This is a genomic window from Leclercia adecarboxylata (assembly GCF_006874705.1).
Classification (GTDB): Bacteria; Pseudomonadota; Gammaproteobacteria; order Enterobacterales; family Enterobacteriaceae; genus Enterobacter; species Enterobacter adecarboxylatus_C.
On record NZ_CP035382.1, the window covers coordinates 3369028 to 3384585 of the forward strand.

Here is a 15558-nt window from a genome sequence, read left to right on the forward strand (position 1 = left end):
TGTGATGAAGAAATTTCCCTGGGCATGTATCGCGCTGACCACCGCGTCGTTGATCTCAAATTCAGTGATGGCGGCGAACTTTAGCGCCAGTTTTAAAAATACCGATATCCGAGAATTTATTGATACGGTAAGTCGCAACCTGAATAAAACCATTCTTGTCGATCCCTCCGTGCAGGGAAACGTATCGGTTAAGACCTATAACGTGCTGACGGAAGAGGAATATTATCAGTTCTTTCTTAGCGTGCTGGATCTGTACGGCCTGTCGGTGATCCCGATGGATAACGGCATGGTGAAGGTGGTGCGCTCCACGGTGGCGCGCACCGCCGGCGTACCGCTGGCCGACAGCAAAAACCCCGGCAAGGGCGACGAGATCATCACCCGCGTGGTGCGGATGGAAAACGTACCGGTACGGGAGCTGGCCCCGCTGCTGCGCCAGCTGAACGACGCCTCCGGTATCGGCAACGTCGTGCACTTTGAACCGTCCAACGTACTGCTGTTAACCGGTAAAGCCTCGGTGGTCAACCGGCTGGTGGATCTGGTCGGGCGCGTGGATCGCTCCGGCGTGCAGCGCCGCGAAATCGTGCCGCTGCGCTATGCCTCGGCGAAATCGCTCAGCGACATGTTGAACAACCTCAACAACGAAGAGCAGAAAGGGCAGAACGCGCCGCAGCTGACGACCAAAGTGGTGGCCGATGATGAAACCAACAGCCTGATCATCAGCGGCCCGGAAGATGGCCGGGCGCGTACCCGGTCGCTGATTGGCCAGCTCGATCGCGAACAGAATAACGAAGGCAATACCCGCGTCTTCTACCTGAAGTATGCCAGCGCCAGCAAAGTGGTGCCGGTGCTGACCGGGATTGGCGAGCAGCTGAAAGACAAAGCGGGCGCGGCGAAAAGTAAAACCCCGTCCGCCAGCAGCGAGCTGAATATTACCGCGGATGAAGCCACCAACTCGCTGGTGATCACCGCCCAGCCCAACGTCATGAACTCGCTGGAAAAGGTTATCGACAAGCTCGATATTCGCCGCCCACAGGTGCTGGTGGAGGCGATCATTGCTGAAGTGCAGGACGGTAACGGCCTCGACCTCGGCGTGCAGTGGACCGGCAAACACGGCGGGGTGCAGTTTGGCGCCACCGGTCTGCCGATAAGCCAGGTAAAAGCAGGTACCCTGAAGGGCGCCAGCTTTACCGGCATGGCGACCGGCTTCTTTAACGGCGATTTTGGCGCCCTGATGACCGCGCTCTCCACCGACGGTAAAAACGACATCCTGTCGACGCCCAGCGTCGTCACCCTCGATAACAAAGAGGCGTCATTTAACGTCGGTCAGGATGTGCCGGTACTCTCCGGCTCGCAGACCACCAGCGGGGATAACGTCTTTAACTCGGTGGAGCGGAAAACCGTCGGCACCAAGCTGAAGATTGTGCCGCAGATTAACGACGGCGACATCATTCACCTCAAGATTGAGCAGGAAGTCTCCAGCGTTGACGCCAGCGCCACCGAAGATGCGAGCCTCGACCCAACCTTCAACACCCGTACCATCAATAACGAAGTGATGGTCCACAGCGGGCAGACCGTGGTGCTCGGCGGGCTGATGGAGAACGTCACCAAACAGAACGTCTCGAAGGTGCCGCTGCTGGGGGATATTCCGCTGGTGGGGCAGCTGTTCCGCTATACCTCCCAGGACACCTCGAAGCGCAACCTGATGGTCTTTATTCATACCACTGTTCTGCGCGACGACGACACCTACAGCGCGTCGTCGAAAGAGAAATATGACCAGATCCGCGCCCGTCAGCAGCAGCGGCTGGAAGAGAGCAAGTTCGGCATCGTCGCCCCTGAAGGCAATGCCGTTCTGCCCGACTACCCGGCGATGACAGGCACGGCGACGGTGAAAAACCGCAACCCCTTTAAAGAGTAAGGACGAGGCGCAACATGGACGAAATGCAACTGAGTCACGATCTCTGCAGTAGTAACTACGCCCGGGAGCACGGGATCCTCTTTTATCAGGGGCAGGTCTGGATGCGCGACGACGCTCCGGCGTTTGCCCTGCTGGAGATGCGCCGGGTGCTGGGGCGATCCTTCTCCCCGACCATTCTGACGGCAGACGCCTTCGACGAAATGCTGGCGAAGGTCTGGCAGCAGAACAGCGGCGTCTCCCAGCAGCTGGTGGACGACATGGATGCCGATATCGACCTGCTGGCGTTAACCGAGGAGATCCCCGACAACGAAGATCTGCTGGATAACGACGAAAACTCGCCGGTGATCCGCCTGATCAACGCCATTCTTGGCGAAGCGGTGAAGGACGGCGCGTCAGATATTCATATTGAAACCTTTGAGCGCACCCTGAGCATCCGCTTTCGCGTCGACGGCGTGCTGCGACCGGTGCTGCAACCGGCGCGCAAGCTCGCGCCGCTGCTGGTGTCGCGCATTAAGGTCATGTCGAAGCTCGATATCGCCGAAAAACGCCTGCCGCAGGATGGGCGTATCTCGCTGCGGATCGGGCGCAAGGCCATCGACGTGCGTGTCTCCACCATTCCGTCGCAGTATGGCGAGCGGGTGGTGATGCGTCTGCTGGATAAAAGCAACCTCCAGCCGGACATTAATAAGCTGGGGCTGATCGATCACGAGCTGGCCCAGCTCAAGGCGCTGATTGCCCGTCCGCACGGCATTATCCTGGTCACCGGGCCGACCGGCTCCGGGAAAAGCACCACCCTGTACGCCATCCTGTCGGCGCTGAACGGCCATGAACGCAATGTCCTGACCGTCGAAGATCCGATTGAGTACGAGCTGGAAGGGGTAGGGCAGACCCAGGTTAACCCGCGCGTGGACATGACCTTTGCCCGTGGCCTGCGCGCCATCCTGCGCCAGGATCCGGACGTGGTGATGATCGGCGAGATCCGTGACGGCGAAACCGCGCAGATCGCGGTGCAGGCCTCCCTGACCGGTCACCTGGTGATGTCCACCCTGCACACCAACAGCGCCGCCGGGGCCATTACCCGTCTGCGCGATATGGGGCTGGAGTCCTTTTTAATCGGATCATCGTTGCTCGGTGTCATTGCCCAGCGTCTGGTGCGTCGGCTCTGCACCCACTGCCGCACCACCAGTCCGCTGGATGACAATGAAAAAGCGCTGTTCAGCTTTATGGCCATTACCCCGAAAGCGATCTGGCGCGCGGTGGGCTGTGAGCACTGCCGCCAGAGCGGCTATCAGGGACGTGCGGGGATCCATGAGTTTCTGGTGGTCGACAGCGCCATGCGCCGGGCGATCCACGAAGATAAAGACGAAATGGCGATCGAAACCCAGCTCTTCAAACAGGCGCACAGCCTGCGCGAAAACGGTCTGCTGAAGGTGATCTCCGGCATCACTTCGCTGGAAGAGGTGATGCGCGTCACCGCCGAACGTGGGGGTGAGGAATAATGGCATGGTATGCGTGGACCGCGACCGACGCGGCGGGTAAAACCCGGCGCGGCACCCTGCAGGCCGAGGGGCAAAAGCAGGTGCGTCAGGCGCTGCGCGAGCAAAAGCTGATGCCGCTGACCATTACCCTGACCCGGGAAAAATCCGCTGCCGGCAGCGCACAGAAAGGGATCAAGCTCTCAACGCCGGACCTGTCGATGTTTACCCGCCAGCTGTCGACGCTGGTGAACGCCGCGCTGCCGCTGGAGAGCGCCCTGAAGGCCATTGCCCGGCAGTCGGAGGATAAAAAGCTGGCGGCGATGGTGAGTGACATTCGCGACAAGGTGGTGGAAGGGCATACGCTGTTCGACGCCTTCAGCCAGTTTCCCCGCACCTTCGACAAGCTCTACTGCACCCTGGTGATGGCCGGAGAAAAAACCGGCCACCTCGGCGATGTACTGGAGAAGCTGGCGGAGTACAACGAACAGCGCCAGAAGATGAAAAGTAAGCTCACCCAGGCGATGGTCTACCCGATCACCCTGACGGTGGTAGCCATTGCGGTCATCAGTATTTTGCTGGTAGCGGTGGTGCCGCAGGTGATCGAGCAGTTTACCCATATGAAACAGCAGCTGCCAATGACCACCCGCACGCTGATTGCAGTCAGCGATTTCCTGCAGGCGTACGGCATGATCATTGGCGGAGGGCTGGCGGCGGGCGCGATCGGCTTTAAAGGCTGGCTGAAGAAAACCCGCAATCGCTTCATCTGGCACCGCTGGCTGGTGAAAAACGCCCCGATTAAAAAGCTGGTTCGCGCCATCAACAGCGCGCGTTACATCCGCACCCTGAGCATATTGCAGGCCAGTAGCGTTCCGCTGCTGGAGGGGATGTATATCGCGATGGACGGGATTGAAAACCTCTATGCCCGCCAGGTGCTGGAGCAGGCGGCGGATACCGTGCGCCAGGGGGCATCGCTCTGTTCCGCCCTGGAGCAGGCGCAGCTCTTCCCCCCCACCATGCTGTATATGATTGCCTCCGGCGAAGAGAGCGGTGAATTAGGCAACTTAATGGATCGCGCCGCCGAAAATCAGGAATCGGGATTACAGCATCGTATTACCTTAACGCTGTCGGTATTTGAACCGGCGCTGGTGGTCTCCATGGCGACCATTGTTCTCTTTATTGTGATGTCAATATTACAGCCGCTTCTGCAACTTAATAACATGGTAGGTTAAATATGGCGATGAAACGAAAAAACCTGGCGTCCCAGGCGGGCTTTACTTTGCTCGAATTAATGGTGGTGATTGTGATCCTCGGGGTGCTGGCCAGTATGGTGGTGCCAAATTTAATGGGTAATAAAGAGAAAGCCGACAGTCAGAAAGCCACCAGCGATATTGTCGCGCTGGAAGGTTCGCTGGATATGTACAAACTCGATAACCACCGCTACCCGACCACCGAGCAGGGCCTGCAGGCTTTGGTCAGCAAACCGGAAATCGCGCCAATCCCCAACGGCTACCGCGCCGACGGCTATATCCGCCGCCTGCCGCAGGATCCCTGGGGCAGCGATTACCTGATGGTCAGCCCGGGCGAGCACGGTGCCGTCGATGTCTTTTCTGCGGGGCCCGATGGCGAAGCCAATACCGCCGACGATATTACTAACTGGTCGCTCGCGAATAAATAATGAGTAAGCAACGCGGCTTTACTTTGCTGGAAATTATCCTCGCGCTGGTGATATTCGCCAGCTGCGCGATGATGGTGGTTTCAACGATTCCCTCGCGCAGCGGCGCGGATATATTTGGTCAGCAATTAAAAGCCCTTGTGGATTATGGTTCAGACCGTGCGGTGATGGACGGAAATATTGTCGGGTTAGTGATTGCCACGGATAAATATCAGCTTGTGTCGTTGAACGTTGTAAAAGGGGAACGTCGCTGGGTGCCCTTATCCGCAGGGCGAATTACCACGAAAGGCGATTTTCCTGAAGAGATGCACGTATCGCTATCTCCGCAGCGGCTGGCCGCCACGCTGGATGCCGATCCGCAAATCATCTTTTTACCGGATGGCGAGGTAGGTCGCTTCACGCTGAGGTTGCAAAGCTACGACAAACAGCACCATTTCCGGGTGGTGTCGCAAGGTGCGGCCCCCGTTTCGGTGGAGAACGATGACTAAATGCAAGGCAAAGCAAAAGGGGATGACGCTGCTGGAGGTGATGGTTGCGCTGGTGATTTTCTCCACCGCTGCGCTGGCGCTGATGCACTCCGTGTCCCTGAACGTTCGTTTTACCCACGGCCTGAGCGAAACAGTGCAGGCCAGTTGGGTAGCGGAAAACGTGCTTGCAGAAGCGACGCTCAGCAACAGTGATTTCCCCGATGCCGATGAGCAGGGGACAGAAACCATGGGCGGGCGTAGCTGGAACTGGCACAAGCAGCGGGTCAAAACCGCCAACAACGGCTGGGCCAGTGAAGTTCGCGTTTACGCGGAAGGGGATGAAAGCCAGCCGGCCATCACCCTGCACATCATTCCGCCAGCAGAGAAGGTGAGCAAGTGAAAAAAACGCGACGCCAGCGTGGCTTTACCCTGCTGGAGATCATGATCGCCCTGACCATTTTTGCGGTGATTAGCACCCTGGCCTGGCAGATCCTGGACGGGGCGATGCGTACCCGCTCTGCAACCGATGCCAGTGCGGCAAAGCTTAATCAGGTGCAGCGTGCCTGGAGCCTGATGGAGCGTGATTTCTTTCAGCTTCAGGGGCGTGCGCCGCGTAACGAACCGGGCGTGTTTGTGCAAACCGATGACGCCATTGAGCTAACCACGCTGAACGGCGTGAGCGGCACCGTCCAGCTGGAGCGCGTGCGTTGGCGGCTGGAAGAGGGGCGTTTATATCGCGATATCTGGCCTGCGATTGATGGCCCGGCGAGCGTGAAGCCCGAAGAAGTGCCCATCGTTAAGAAGGTGAAATCGATGACGTGGCGCTTTTACAGCCAGGGCTGGCAGAAAAACTGGACCGACAGCAGTCGCCAGCCCGACGGCGTAGAGGCGACGCTGACGATGGAAAACGGCGATATCTGGCGCTGGGTGTTTACGACCCCGGGGGAGATACCTGCCGTGACGGTTGCCCCGACGCCGGAGACAGAAGCGGCCGCTCCGCAGCCGGAGCAGGCGCCTCAAGCGGCGTCAGGAGTACAGCCGTGAGCCGAACAGACAAACAGAAAGGCGTCGCCCTGCTGGTGGTGCTGATCCTGCTGGTGATGATGTCGGCGCTGGCCGCCAGAATCAGTCAGCAGTTTTGCCGCAACCTGCAAAAAACACATTACCAGGTGAGCCAGCAGCAGCTGCGCTGGGCGATGCAGGCGCAGGAAAAAGTCGTTAAAGCGATCCTGCAAACCGAGGCCAGCGGCGAAAGCAGAGCCCTTGCGCCTGACGGTGACTGGCATCAGCCGCTGGAAACCCGGGGGGATGACTACACCCTGGTCAGCCAGACAGAAGATGCGCAGGACTGCTTTAACGTCAACAACCTGCTGGCAGCGGATAAAGCGCCTCAGGTACAGGACGCCGCGGCCGCGGCAGGGAAACCGCGTAAAGAGCAAATCGTCGAGCAGCTCCTGATCGACAGCGGCGTCAGCCAGGCCACCGCCGAAGCGGTGTATTCCCAGCTGGTGGACTACCTCGACGGGGACGCCACCACCGCCAGAGAGGGCGCTGAGAGCGATGCGTGGGCAGGGGCTGTCCCGGCTCGCCAGCCCGCGAACCAGATGATGCGCACTATTGCGGAAATCAAACTGCTGCCCGCGTTCCCGGCCCAGGCCTATCCGACAGTGAGCAAGCTCTTGTGCGCCCTGCCGGATCCCGCCAGCAAGGTTGACGTGAATACCCTCAAACCTGAACAGGCAGGCGTCCTGGCGGCGATGTTCCCGGGAAAACTGACGGAAGATGACGCCAGACGCCTGATTGATGCTCGCCCTGAAGCGGGGTGGGAAAGCCTGGATGCGTTCAGCAAGGTGCTGGAACAAACCTTCCCGCAGCTTAAAGACGATTTACCCCAGGTGGCGGAACAGCTGGCCATTAACAGCCGATATTTCCGCGTTGACTATACCGGCAACACGGATGATTTAACGCTGCTCATGGTTAGCCAGCTTCAGGTTAATAACGACGCCGGTGAGATTGTGACGTGGCAGCGTCGTTACCGAATGATTGAATAACAGAAGTTGATATCGATGAAACAGGTGCTTTTTGTTCGTCCCGACAGCCGTGAGAACGGGAAATTATGGTGGTGCGAGTCCGGTAGTCAGCAGGTTGAATCGCTGGAGAATCTCTCGGAGCTCGATATCCTCGCCGGACATGCTCTGGCAGGACGCGTCTGTCTGCTGCTGCCTGCCAGTGAAACGATCTTCCGTCACTTCAGGTTACCGAAAAAAGGAATGGCTGCCCAAAGCACGGCCTTTTCCTGGATGGCGGAGGAGACATTAATAGGGGAAGTGGACAACCTTCACTGGACGGTACTCAATAAAAAAGGGTGCGACGTTGACGCGGTGGCGATTGATGCCGGGCGCCTGCGCCAGTGGCTTGACCGTTTCACCGCTGCCGGTTTGACCGTTATTCAGGCCATCCCGGACGCCTGGCTGCTGCCGGTATCCGCCGGGGGTACGACCTTTGTCTCTCTTGACGAGAACTACTGGCTACGTTTGTCGCCGGCGTCGGCGTGTGAAGTGGATACGGCCCTGCTGCCTCTGGTGTTGCAGGAGACAGGGGAGGGCGAAGTGTGCTGCTACGGCGCCGTTCCGCCGGGGGTAGAGGTTGACGAGGCGTTGGCCTGGGTTCACCCGCTGGTGCTGATCCAGCCGCAGTGGCAGGCGTGTCGCGTGAACCTGCTGCACGGGGTGTTCAGCGCCAGAAGCGGCAATAAGGGGCTGACAAAAAGCATGAAGCTAGCCGTGGCTGCTGCGGGGCTGCTGTCGCTTGGCCTGCTGTTAGGACCCCGTGCCGCGATAGCCTGGATGCTGGCTCAGGAGGAAAACCAGGTTCAGCAGGAGGTCACGCAGGTCTACCAGCACCATTTTCCGAGTATGCGCCAGCAGACCAACATCAAATATCACTTTGGTCAGAATATAAAGAAACAGCCTAAGGGGATTTTCCTGCAAATCGATGAGCTGGAAACCGCCAGACGGGCGGTTCCGGCAATGGAAATTACCCGGCTTGAATACGATGCAGCACAAGGGACGCTGACCCTGGGCGTCAGTGGCCAAAATCAGCAGGCGCTCCAGGCGTTTGTGAATCAGACCAGCCCAAATTTTGATTTTTCAGTACAGCCTGTTTCAGCAGAGGCACCGTACACCGCCATTGTGACAGGGAAACATAAATGAACGAGAGCATCACGCAGCTGAAAAGGCGTTATCAGACTTACAACGTCAGGGAAAAAATCATTTTGACAATAGGCGCAGCGGCAATCGGCTGCGCTGCAATTTATTACGCAGGAGTGATTCCCTTGGATAATATGATTCAAAGCAGCAAAACGACCCTTGCACGTCAGGTTGAAACGCTCAACTGGATGCGTCAGGAAATAGATAAAAACCATCTTCAGATGTTGCAGGTTAAAACTGATAATCCACGCAGCGTGATTGAGAACAGCGCCCACGCCATTAATTTATCGCTGACGGATGTTCGCCAGGACGGGCAAACACTCTCCTTCGTGGTCGGACGGGTAAATATTTACGAATTAAAAAACTGGCTGCGTGAAATCAACCTGACTTCCGGAGTCCGCCTGCAAAAAATGAACCTCACCCCGGTTGATCACGTCAGCGATGTAAAGGCCGAAATTCAGCTGACCTGGAAGAAACTGGCATGAACACCTTCGCACTGATACGGGAGGTTTACCCGGTCGGGTTCTCCCTCATGAGTGCGGTGTCAGGGGCAATAACAGGCAGTTTTCTCGGCGTAGTGGCAGACCGCGTCCCGCCTATGGTGATGGAAGAGGAGGGATGCGGCAACCTGCTGTTCCCTGGCTCGCACTGCCCGGTGTGTCAGCATTCACTCTCTGCCTGGGAAAATATTCCGCTGCTCAGCTGGCTGTTACTGCGAGGCCGATGCAGCCAGTGCCGAACGGCTATTCCGCTACAGGTCCTTTTGGTTGAGCTGTTTACCGCGCTATTTTTTGGCATAACGGCCTGGTCTGTTCCGGGCATTCAAACCCTGTTCTCGCTCTGGCTGCTGGCGTCGTTTTTACTGCCGCTGACGCTGATCGACTGGCAACACCAGCTGCTGCCTGATTGCCTGACGCAGCCGCTGCTCTGGGCCGGATTGCTCGTACATACGCTGGGCCATGCGCTGCCGCTTCGCGATGCTGTGCTCGGCGCAGTCGCGGGATACCTGTCGCTCTGGCTGATTTACTGGGGCTTTCGCCTGACGACTGGCCGGGAAGGGTTAGGTTACGGTGATTTCAAGCTGCTGGCGGCGCTGGGGGCCTGGTGCGGCTGGCAGGCACTGCCTTCTGTCGTATTAATTGCTGCGCTTAGCGGTATTGTCGGTTATTTCGCATTAAACCATTCACATAAAAATAGCCAAACAATTTCTTTTGGTCCCTATTTATCCTTTGCCGGCCTCACTGTTTTTATTGCCCAGGCATTCGCTGTCACACTCTGAATATTTTGGTCAAGTTTTTTATCGCTTTTTTTCGACGAGGAAAGGGAGGGAACACGTTTTTTCTACGGTGTATCGTAAAAGACATAAGACAGAGGGAATTTATGCTTGTGTCTTTTTAGGGAGGAATACAACGCTTCACAATATTTTTGGCAATGGATTTTTTATTTATCTAAAACTAAGTGTGTAAATTCATCCCATGAGCTCAGGGAAGTCATGGGTAATTAACGTTCACGTATAAATTTATCAGGATATAAAAATGAATTTTATGAAGCCTAAATATCTGGCGCTTTTCATTGCGGCTGCCACAAGCTCAGCATTCGCAGCAGCGCCAGGTACGCCGTCTATTACTTCAGGCAATGACAAATTTGCTTTGGTAGAAGTCGATCAGGCGGCTCAGGACTATAACAATCTTGTTAAAGTTCACAGCGATGGTGTGGATGTGAAGGTTGAGTGGAACGTCTGGAGCGGTGATGCGCCAACGTCGGCAAAAGTACTGCTGGATGGCCAGACCGTCTGGACCGGGGCGGGCAGCGCTGCGGGCTCTGCGACCTTCAAGGTGAAGAAAGGGGGCCGCTATCAGGAGCAGGTTGAGCTTTGCAACGACAGCGGCTGCACCAAAAGTGCCAGCAAACTGATTATCGTTGCAGATACGGACGGTAGCCACCTGCTGCCGATGAACACCCCTCTGCTTGAGAACAATAAATCCTTCGCCAAACACACCGACAAAGTTGTGGGGGCTTACTTCCCTGAGTGGGGCGTATATGACCGTAACTTCTCTGCCGACAAGATCCCGGTTGCTAACCTGAACCACCTGCTTTATGGCTTCATTCCAATCTGTGGCGGTGATGGCATTAACGACAGCGCCAAATCCTCCGGCGCGCTGGAGTCGCTGAAACGTGCCTGTGCGGGCCGCCAGGACTACACCGTTGCTATCCACGATCCCTGGGCTGCTCTGCAAAAACCTCAGTCCGGCGTCTCCAACTGGGACGACCCGTACAAAGGTAACTATGGTCAGCTGATGGCGATGAAAAAAGCCCATCCGGACCTCAAAATTCTGCCTTCTGTTGGCGGCTGGACGCTGTCTGACCCGTTCTTCCAGATGGACAACAAAGTGCTGCGTGACCGCTTCGTTGGCTCCGTGAAAGAGTTCCTGAAGACCTGGAAAGTGTTTGACGGCGTGGATATCGACTGGGAATTCCCTGGCGGCGGCGGCGAGAACGCCAAACTGGGTAACCCGGCTGTCGATAAGGCCACCTATACCGCGCTGATGCACGATCTGCGCGCAATGCTGAACGAACTGTCAGCTGAAACAGGCCGTACCTATGAGCTGACCACCGCGATTGGTGCCGGCAGAGATAAGATTGAAGACGTGGACTATGGCACTGCGCAGCAGTATCTCGACCATATCTTCCTGATGAGCTACGACTACTACGGTTCGTGGAGCAAGACTGACCTGGGCCACCAGGCCGCGCTGTACGGTGCTTCCTGGAAGCCAGACACCAACTACACCACCGATAACGCCGTGAAAGCGATGCTCGATCAGGGCGTACAGCCGGGTAAAGTCGTTGTGGGCGCAGCAATGTACGGCCGCGGCTGGACTGGCGTTCACGGTTATACCGGCGACAATCCATTTACCGGCACCGCGACCGGCGCCATCCCGGGGTCATGGGAAGCAGGCATCCTTGATTATCGCGATATCGTGAACAAGATGCTGGGTAAACCAGGCTGGGAATACAAGTACGATACCGCAGCAGAAGCCCCGTACCTGTTCAACAAATCCACCGGTGAGCTGATCAGTTATGACAACGCCCGTTCTGTCGAAGCGAAAGGCAAATACGTGCTGAACAAAAACCTCGGGGGTCTGTTCGCCTGGTCTATCGAATCTGACAACGGCGACATTCTGAATGCGATGAACGAAAGCCTGACGGGCGGTAGCTCAACGCCAGTGGAACCGGTTGTTACCAACCATGCCCCTGTCGCTTCTGCGACTGATGTAAGCGTGACTGGCCCGGCTTCCGTAATGCTGGATGGCTCTGCTTCCAGCGATCAGGACGGCGATGCGCTGACCTACAAATGGACGCAGGTGTCCGGTACCTCCGTGACGCTGTCCAACAGCACCAGCGCGAAAGCAAGCTTTAACGTTCCTGCTGTCGCGAGCAACCAGACGCTGGTCTTCCGTCTGACCGTTACTGACGCGAAAGGTCTGAGCAACTCAGTTGACGTGCAGGTTGTTAACAAAGCGCCTAAAGCCAACCAGGCACCAGTGATCAACGCGATGCAAGCGGTCACCGTTGAATCCGGTGAAGCGGTTTCTCTGCACGCACAGGCGTCCGATCCCGATGGCGATGCACTGACCTATAGCTGGAGCGTACCGGGTGACATGAATGCCACCGGCACCGATACCGCGAACGTGCGTATCACCGCGCCAGAAGTGAGCAATACATCGACCTATACGCTGAGCGTGATCGTGTCTGACGGTAAAACCAGCGTGCAGTCTAACGTTGAAGTGACAGTGACCCCGAAAGAAGCGGTTGTTCCGGTTGACGAAGAGACCAACCCGTCTGACGAAGGTACGACCCCATCTGATGAAGGTACCACGCCGGCAGACGAAGGGAGTGCGACCGGAAGTTGCGATGCCCCTGTTGATGCCAACGCCAGCAAATATGCTGCGTGGAGTGCAAACACCATTTACAACGGCGGCGACATTGTTAGCTCCGATAACCTGGTGTGGAAAGCGAAGTACTGGACTCAGGGCAACAAACCGGCATTCGGTGAGGGTGCATGGGAGCTGGTAAGCCAGGTGAAATTCAACTGGCATGCTGAAATGGTTTATAACGGCGGCGACACCACCACTTACGAAGGTAATGTATACCGCGCGAAATGGTGGACGAAGGGCGACAAACCAGGCAACAGCGATGTATGGGTAAAAGAAGGCGCGTCAGCAGACTGCAAATAATCTTCTGAACCTTTAATGACGGACGTGATAGTCGTCCGTCATGGTTGACCGCGCTGCGCTTCGGGTGCGGTCAACCATCAAAAAATAAATAACAGCTGTGCACAAGGAGAAAATGGGAAATCCCTGTAGCAGGTCAATTAAATGAAACGCCTAATCTTTTTGTTGTTAATGATAAGCCAAAGCACCATGGCAAACTGCTGGGACAACGCTGCGCATTATTATCATGTCGATCCCTGGCTGTTATTTGCAATTGCAAAAGTGGAATCGGGTATGAATCCCTATGCGGTGGGCTGGAATCATGATGGTTCACGCGATGTGGGGTTAATGCAAATTAATAGCTCTCACTTTAGTGAATTACAACGCCTCGGTATTGATGAGTCCCGCTTAATGACTGAGCCTTGTACCTCAATAATGGTGGGCGCATCCATATTATCAGGCATGGTCAAAATTTATGGCTATAACTGGGAAGCGGTAGGGGCCTATAACGCAGGAGCAAAAAAAGAAAATTATCCCCAACGTATGATGTATGCCCATAAGGTGTGGGCGAAGTACAGGGAAATAAAAGCAAAACAATCTTACCGGTACTGATTTTTATTTTTTGAAGAGTACCCGACGGTGTTCTTCAGAAAATGAAAAATAAACGCTTCCAGGGGGTTTATGTATTAAGGGAGTAATACATAAGCCGGGAGTGCATCACCCATTGTTGCTTAGATACAGGATTATTTGAAATGACGAAAAGGACATTACTCAGCGTTCTCGTTGCGGGGGCATGTGTCGCTCCCTTTATGGCGCAGGCTGCAATGTTACAGGCGGCCAGCAGCGAACCTTACACCATGAAAGCCAGCGATCTGGCTAAAAAGGAAAAAGAACTGACCGATTTCCCGTTAATGAAATCGGTAAAAGACACCATTCGCACCCTGGATAACAGCGTTGTCGAACAGATTGAACCTGGCAAAGCGTCCAACCCGGATAACGTTAAGCGCGTTGAAGGGATCCTGAAAGAGAGCGACTGGGAATATCTCTTCCCTCTGCGCGCGAAGGATTATAGCTACAGTAACTTCCTCAAGGCCGTGGGTAAATTCCCGGCGCTGTGCGACACCTATAAAGATGGCCGTGACAGCGACGCGATCTGCCGTAAAGAGATGGCGACCATGTTTGCGCACTTCGCCCAGGAAACCGGCGGCCATGAAAGCTGGCGTCCTGAAGCCGAATGGCGTCAGGCGCTGGTTTATATCCGGGAAATGGGCTGGAGCGAAGGCCAGAAAGGCGGTTATAACGGCGAATGTAACCCTGATGTATGGCAGGGGCAGACCTGGCCATGCGGTAAAGACAAAGATGGCGATTTCCTGAGCTACTTTGGTCGCGGTGCCAAGCAATTGTCCTACAACTATAACTACGGTCCGTTCTCTGAAGCGATGTACGGCGATGTGAAAGTCCTGCTGGAAAAACCCGAGCTGGTGGCTGACACCTGGCTGAACCTGGCAAGCGCCATCTTCTTCTTCGCCTATCCACAGCCGCCGAAACCGAGCATGTTGCAGGTTATCGACGGAACCTGGCAGCCAAACGAACACGACAAAGCGAACGGTCTGGTACCGGGCTTCGGCGTGACCACCCAGATCATCAACGGTGGCGTTGAGTGCGGCGGCCCGACTGAAATTGCGCAGTCTCAAAACCGTATCAAGTACTACAAAGAGTTCGCTAACTACCTGAAAGTGCCGGTTCCGGCTGACGAAGTGCTGGGCTGTGCCAACATGAAACAGTTTGATGAGGGCGGCGCGGGTTCTCTGAAAATTTACTGGGAACAGGACTGGGGATGGAGTGCAGATACACCAGACGGTAAGACCTACTCTTGCCAGCTGGTCGGCTACCAGACGCCATTCAGCGCCTTTAAAGAGGGCGACTACACCAAATGTGTTCAGAAGTTTTATAACGTGAACATCGTGGATGATGAGGGGTCTGCAATCACGCCGGATGAAACGCCGGTTACGCCAACCCCTTCTGAAGATGAAACGCCGGTCACCCCGATCCCGACGCCGGATGACACCCCTGCGGTGGTTAACCATGCGCCAGTGGCGCATATCGCAGGTCCAGTCGGTGCGGTTGAAGCCGGTGCCCAGGTTTCCCTGAGCGCAGAAGGCTCTACTGATGAAGACGGCAACAAACTGACCTACACCTGGCGCTCCCAGGACGGCCAGACCGTCAGCGGTGAAGACAAAGCCGTGGTGACATTTACCGCGCCGGAAGCCACAACGGCGCAGCAGTATGAAGTCAGCCTGACCGTCAGCGACGGTGAACTGAGTGCGACCACCACTTACCTGTTAAACGTGAAAGCGAAAGCGGCAACCCCGTCTCAGGATGAAGGCAGCTCTGGTTCCTATGCTGCGTGGAGCGCCAACGGCAAGTACAACGCCGGCGATATCGTGAACAACAAGGGTAAACTGTTCCAGTGCAAACCCTTCCCGAACAGCGGCTGGTGTAACAGTGCGCCAGCGTACTACGAACCGGGCGCAGGCCTGGCCTGGGCAGACGCCTGGACAGCGCTGTAAAAGCAAAACGGCAACCTCAGGGTTGCCGTTTTCGTA

At 56.2% G+C, this 15558-nt stretch carries 14 protein-coding genes; all 14 read left to right on the forward strand.

Annotation, left to right across the window (positions count from 1 at the left end; genetic code table 11):
- The first annotated feature begins 4 nt into the window (after positions 1-4).
- Positions 5-1915: a type II secretion system secretin GspD gene (gene gspD, locus ES815_RS17035; protein WP_142488867.1), complete on the forward strand. Its 1911-nt coding sequence runs from the start codon at positions 5-7 to the stop codon at positions 1913-1915.
- Between the two features lie 23 nt (positions 1916-1938).
- On the forward strand, positions 1939-3414 hold the full coding sequence (gene gspE, locus ES815_RS17040; RefSeq protein WP_370462894.1) for a type II secretion system ATPase GspE: 1476 nt from the start codon (positions 1939-1941) through the stop codon (positions 3412-3414).
- A complete protein-coding gene (gspF, locus tag ES815_RS17045; RefSeq protein WP_142488869.1) occupies positions 3414-4622 on the forward strand; it encodes a type II secretion system inner membrane protein GspF in 1209 nt (402 codons plus the stop codon). The genes gspE and gspF overlap by 1 nt, the downstream gene beginning before the upstream one ends.
- 2 nt (positions 4623-4624) lie before the next feature.
- Positions 4625-5068: a type II secretion system major pseudopilin GspG gene (gene gspG / locus ES815_RS17050; RefSeq protein ID WP_285110699.1), complete on the forward strand. Its 444-nt coding sequence runs from the start codon at positions 4625-4627 to the stop codon at positions 5066-5068.
- A complete protein-coding gene (gene gspH / locus ES815_RS17055; RefSeq protein ID WP_142488870.1) occupies positions 5068-5553 on the forward strand; it encodes a type II secretion system minor pseudopilin GspH in 486 nt (161 codons plus the stop codon). The genes gspG and gspH overlap by 1 nt, the downstream gene beginning before the upstream one ends.
- Complete coding sequence (gspI, locus tag ES815_RS17060; RefSeq protein ID WP_142488871.1) at positions 5546-5932, forward strand: type II secretion system minor pseudopilin GspI; 387 nt, start codon at positions 5546-5548, stop codon at positions 5930-5932. Before gspH ends, gspI begins: the two co-directional genes overlap by 8 nt.
- Positions 5929-6576, forward strand: coding sequence for a type II secretion system minor pseudopilin GspJ (gene gspJ / locus ES815_RS17065; RefSeq protein ID WP_142488872.1), 648 nt, complete (start codon positions 5929-5931; stop codon positions 6574-6576). The genes gspI and gspJ overlap by 4 nt, the downstream gene beginning before the upstream one ends.
- A 56-nt stretch (positions 6577-6632) precedes the next feature.
- Positions 6633-7583: a type II secretion system minor pseudopilin GspK gene (gene gspK, locus ES815_RS17070; RefSeq protein ID WP_409518839.1), complete on the forward strand. Its 951-nt coding sequence runs from the start codon at positions 6633-6635 to the stop codon at positions 7581-7583.
- 15 nt (positions 7584-7598) lie between these two features.
- On the forward strand, positions 7599-8744 hold the full coding sequence (gene gspL, locus ES815_RS17075; RefSeq protein WP_142488874.1) for a type II secretion system protein GspL: 1146 nt from the start codon (positions 7599-7601) through the stop codon (positions 8742-8744).
- Positions 8741-9226, forward strand: coding sequence for a type II secretion system protein GspM (gene gspM / locus ES815_RS17080; RefSeq protein ID WP_142488875.1), 486 nt, complete (start codon positions 8741-8743; stop codon positions 9224-9226). The genes gspL and gspM overlap by 4 nt, the downstream gene beginning before the upstream one ends.
- Positions 9223-10020, forward strand: a complete 798-nt coding sequence (locus tag ES815_RS17085) for a prepilin peptidase (RefSeq protein WP_142488876.1) — start codon at positions 9223-9225, stop codon at positions 10018-10020. The genes gspM and ES815_RS17085 overlap by 4 nt, the downstream gene beginning before the upstream one ends.
- A gap of 256 nt (positions 10021-10276) precedes the next feature.
- Entirely contained in the window at positions 10277-12976 is a 2700-nt protein-coding gene (locus tag ES815_RS17090) for a glycosyl hydrolase family 18 protein (protein ID WP_142488877.1), read from the forward strand.
- A 141-nt stretch (positions 12977-13117) separates the two neighbouring features.
- Positions 13118-13564, forward strand: a complete 447-nt coding sequence (gene iagB, locus ES815_RS17095) for a type III secretion system invasion protein IagB (RefSeq protein WP_142488878.1) — start codon at positions 13118-13120, stop codon at positions 13562-13564.
- A gap of 140 nt (positions 13565-13704) precedes the next feature.
- Positions 13705-15522: a chitinase gene (locus tag ES815_RS17100; protein ID WP_142488879.1), complete on the forward strand. Its 1818-nt coding sequence runs from the start codon at positions 13705-13707 to the stop codon at positions 15520-15522.
- Positions 15523-15558: the final 36 nt, after the last annotated feature.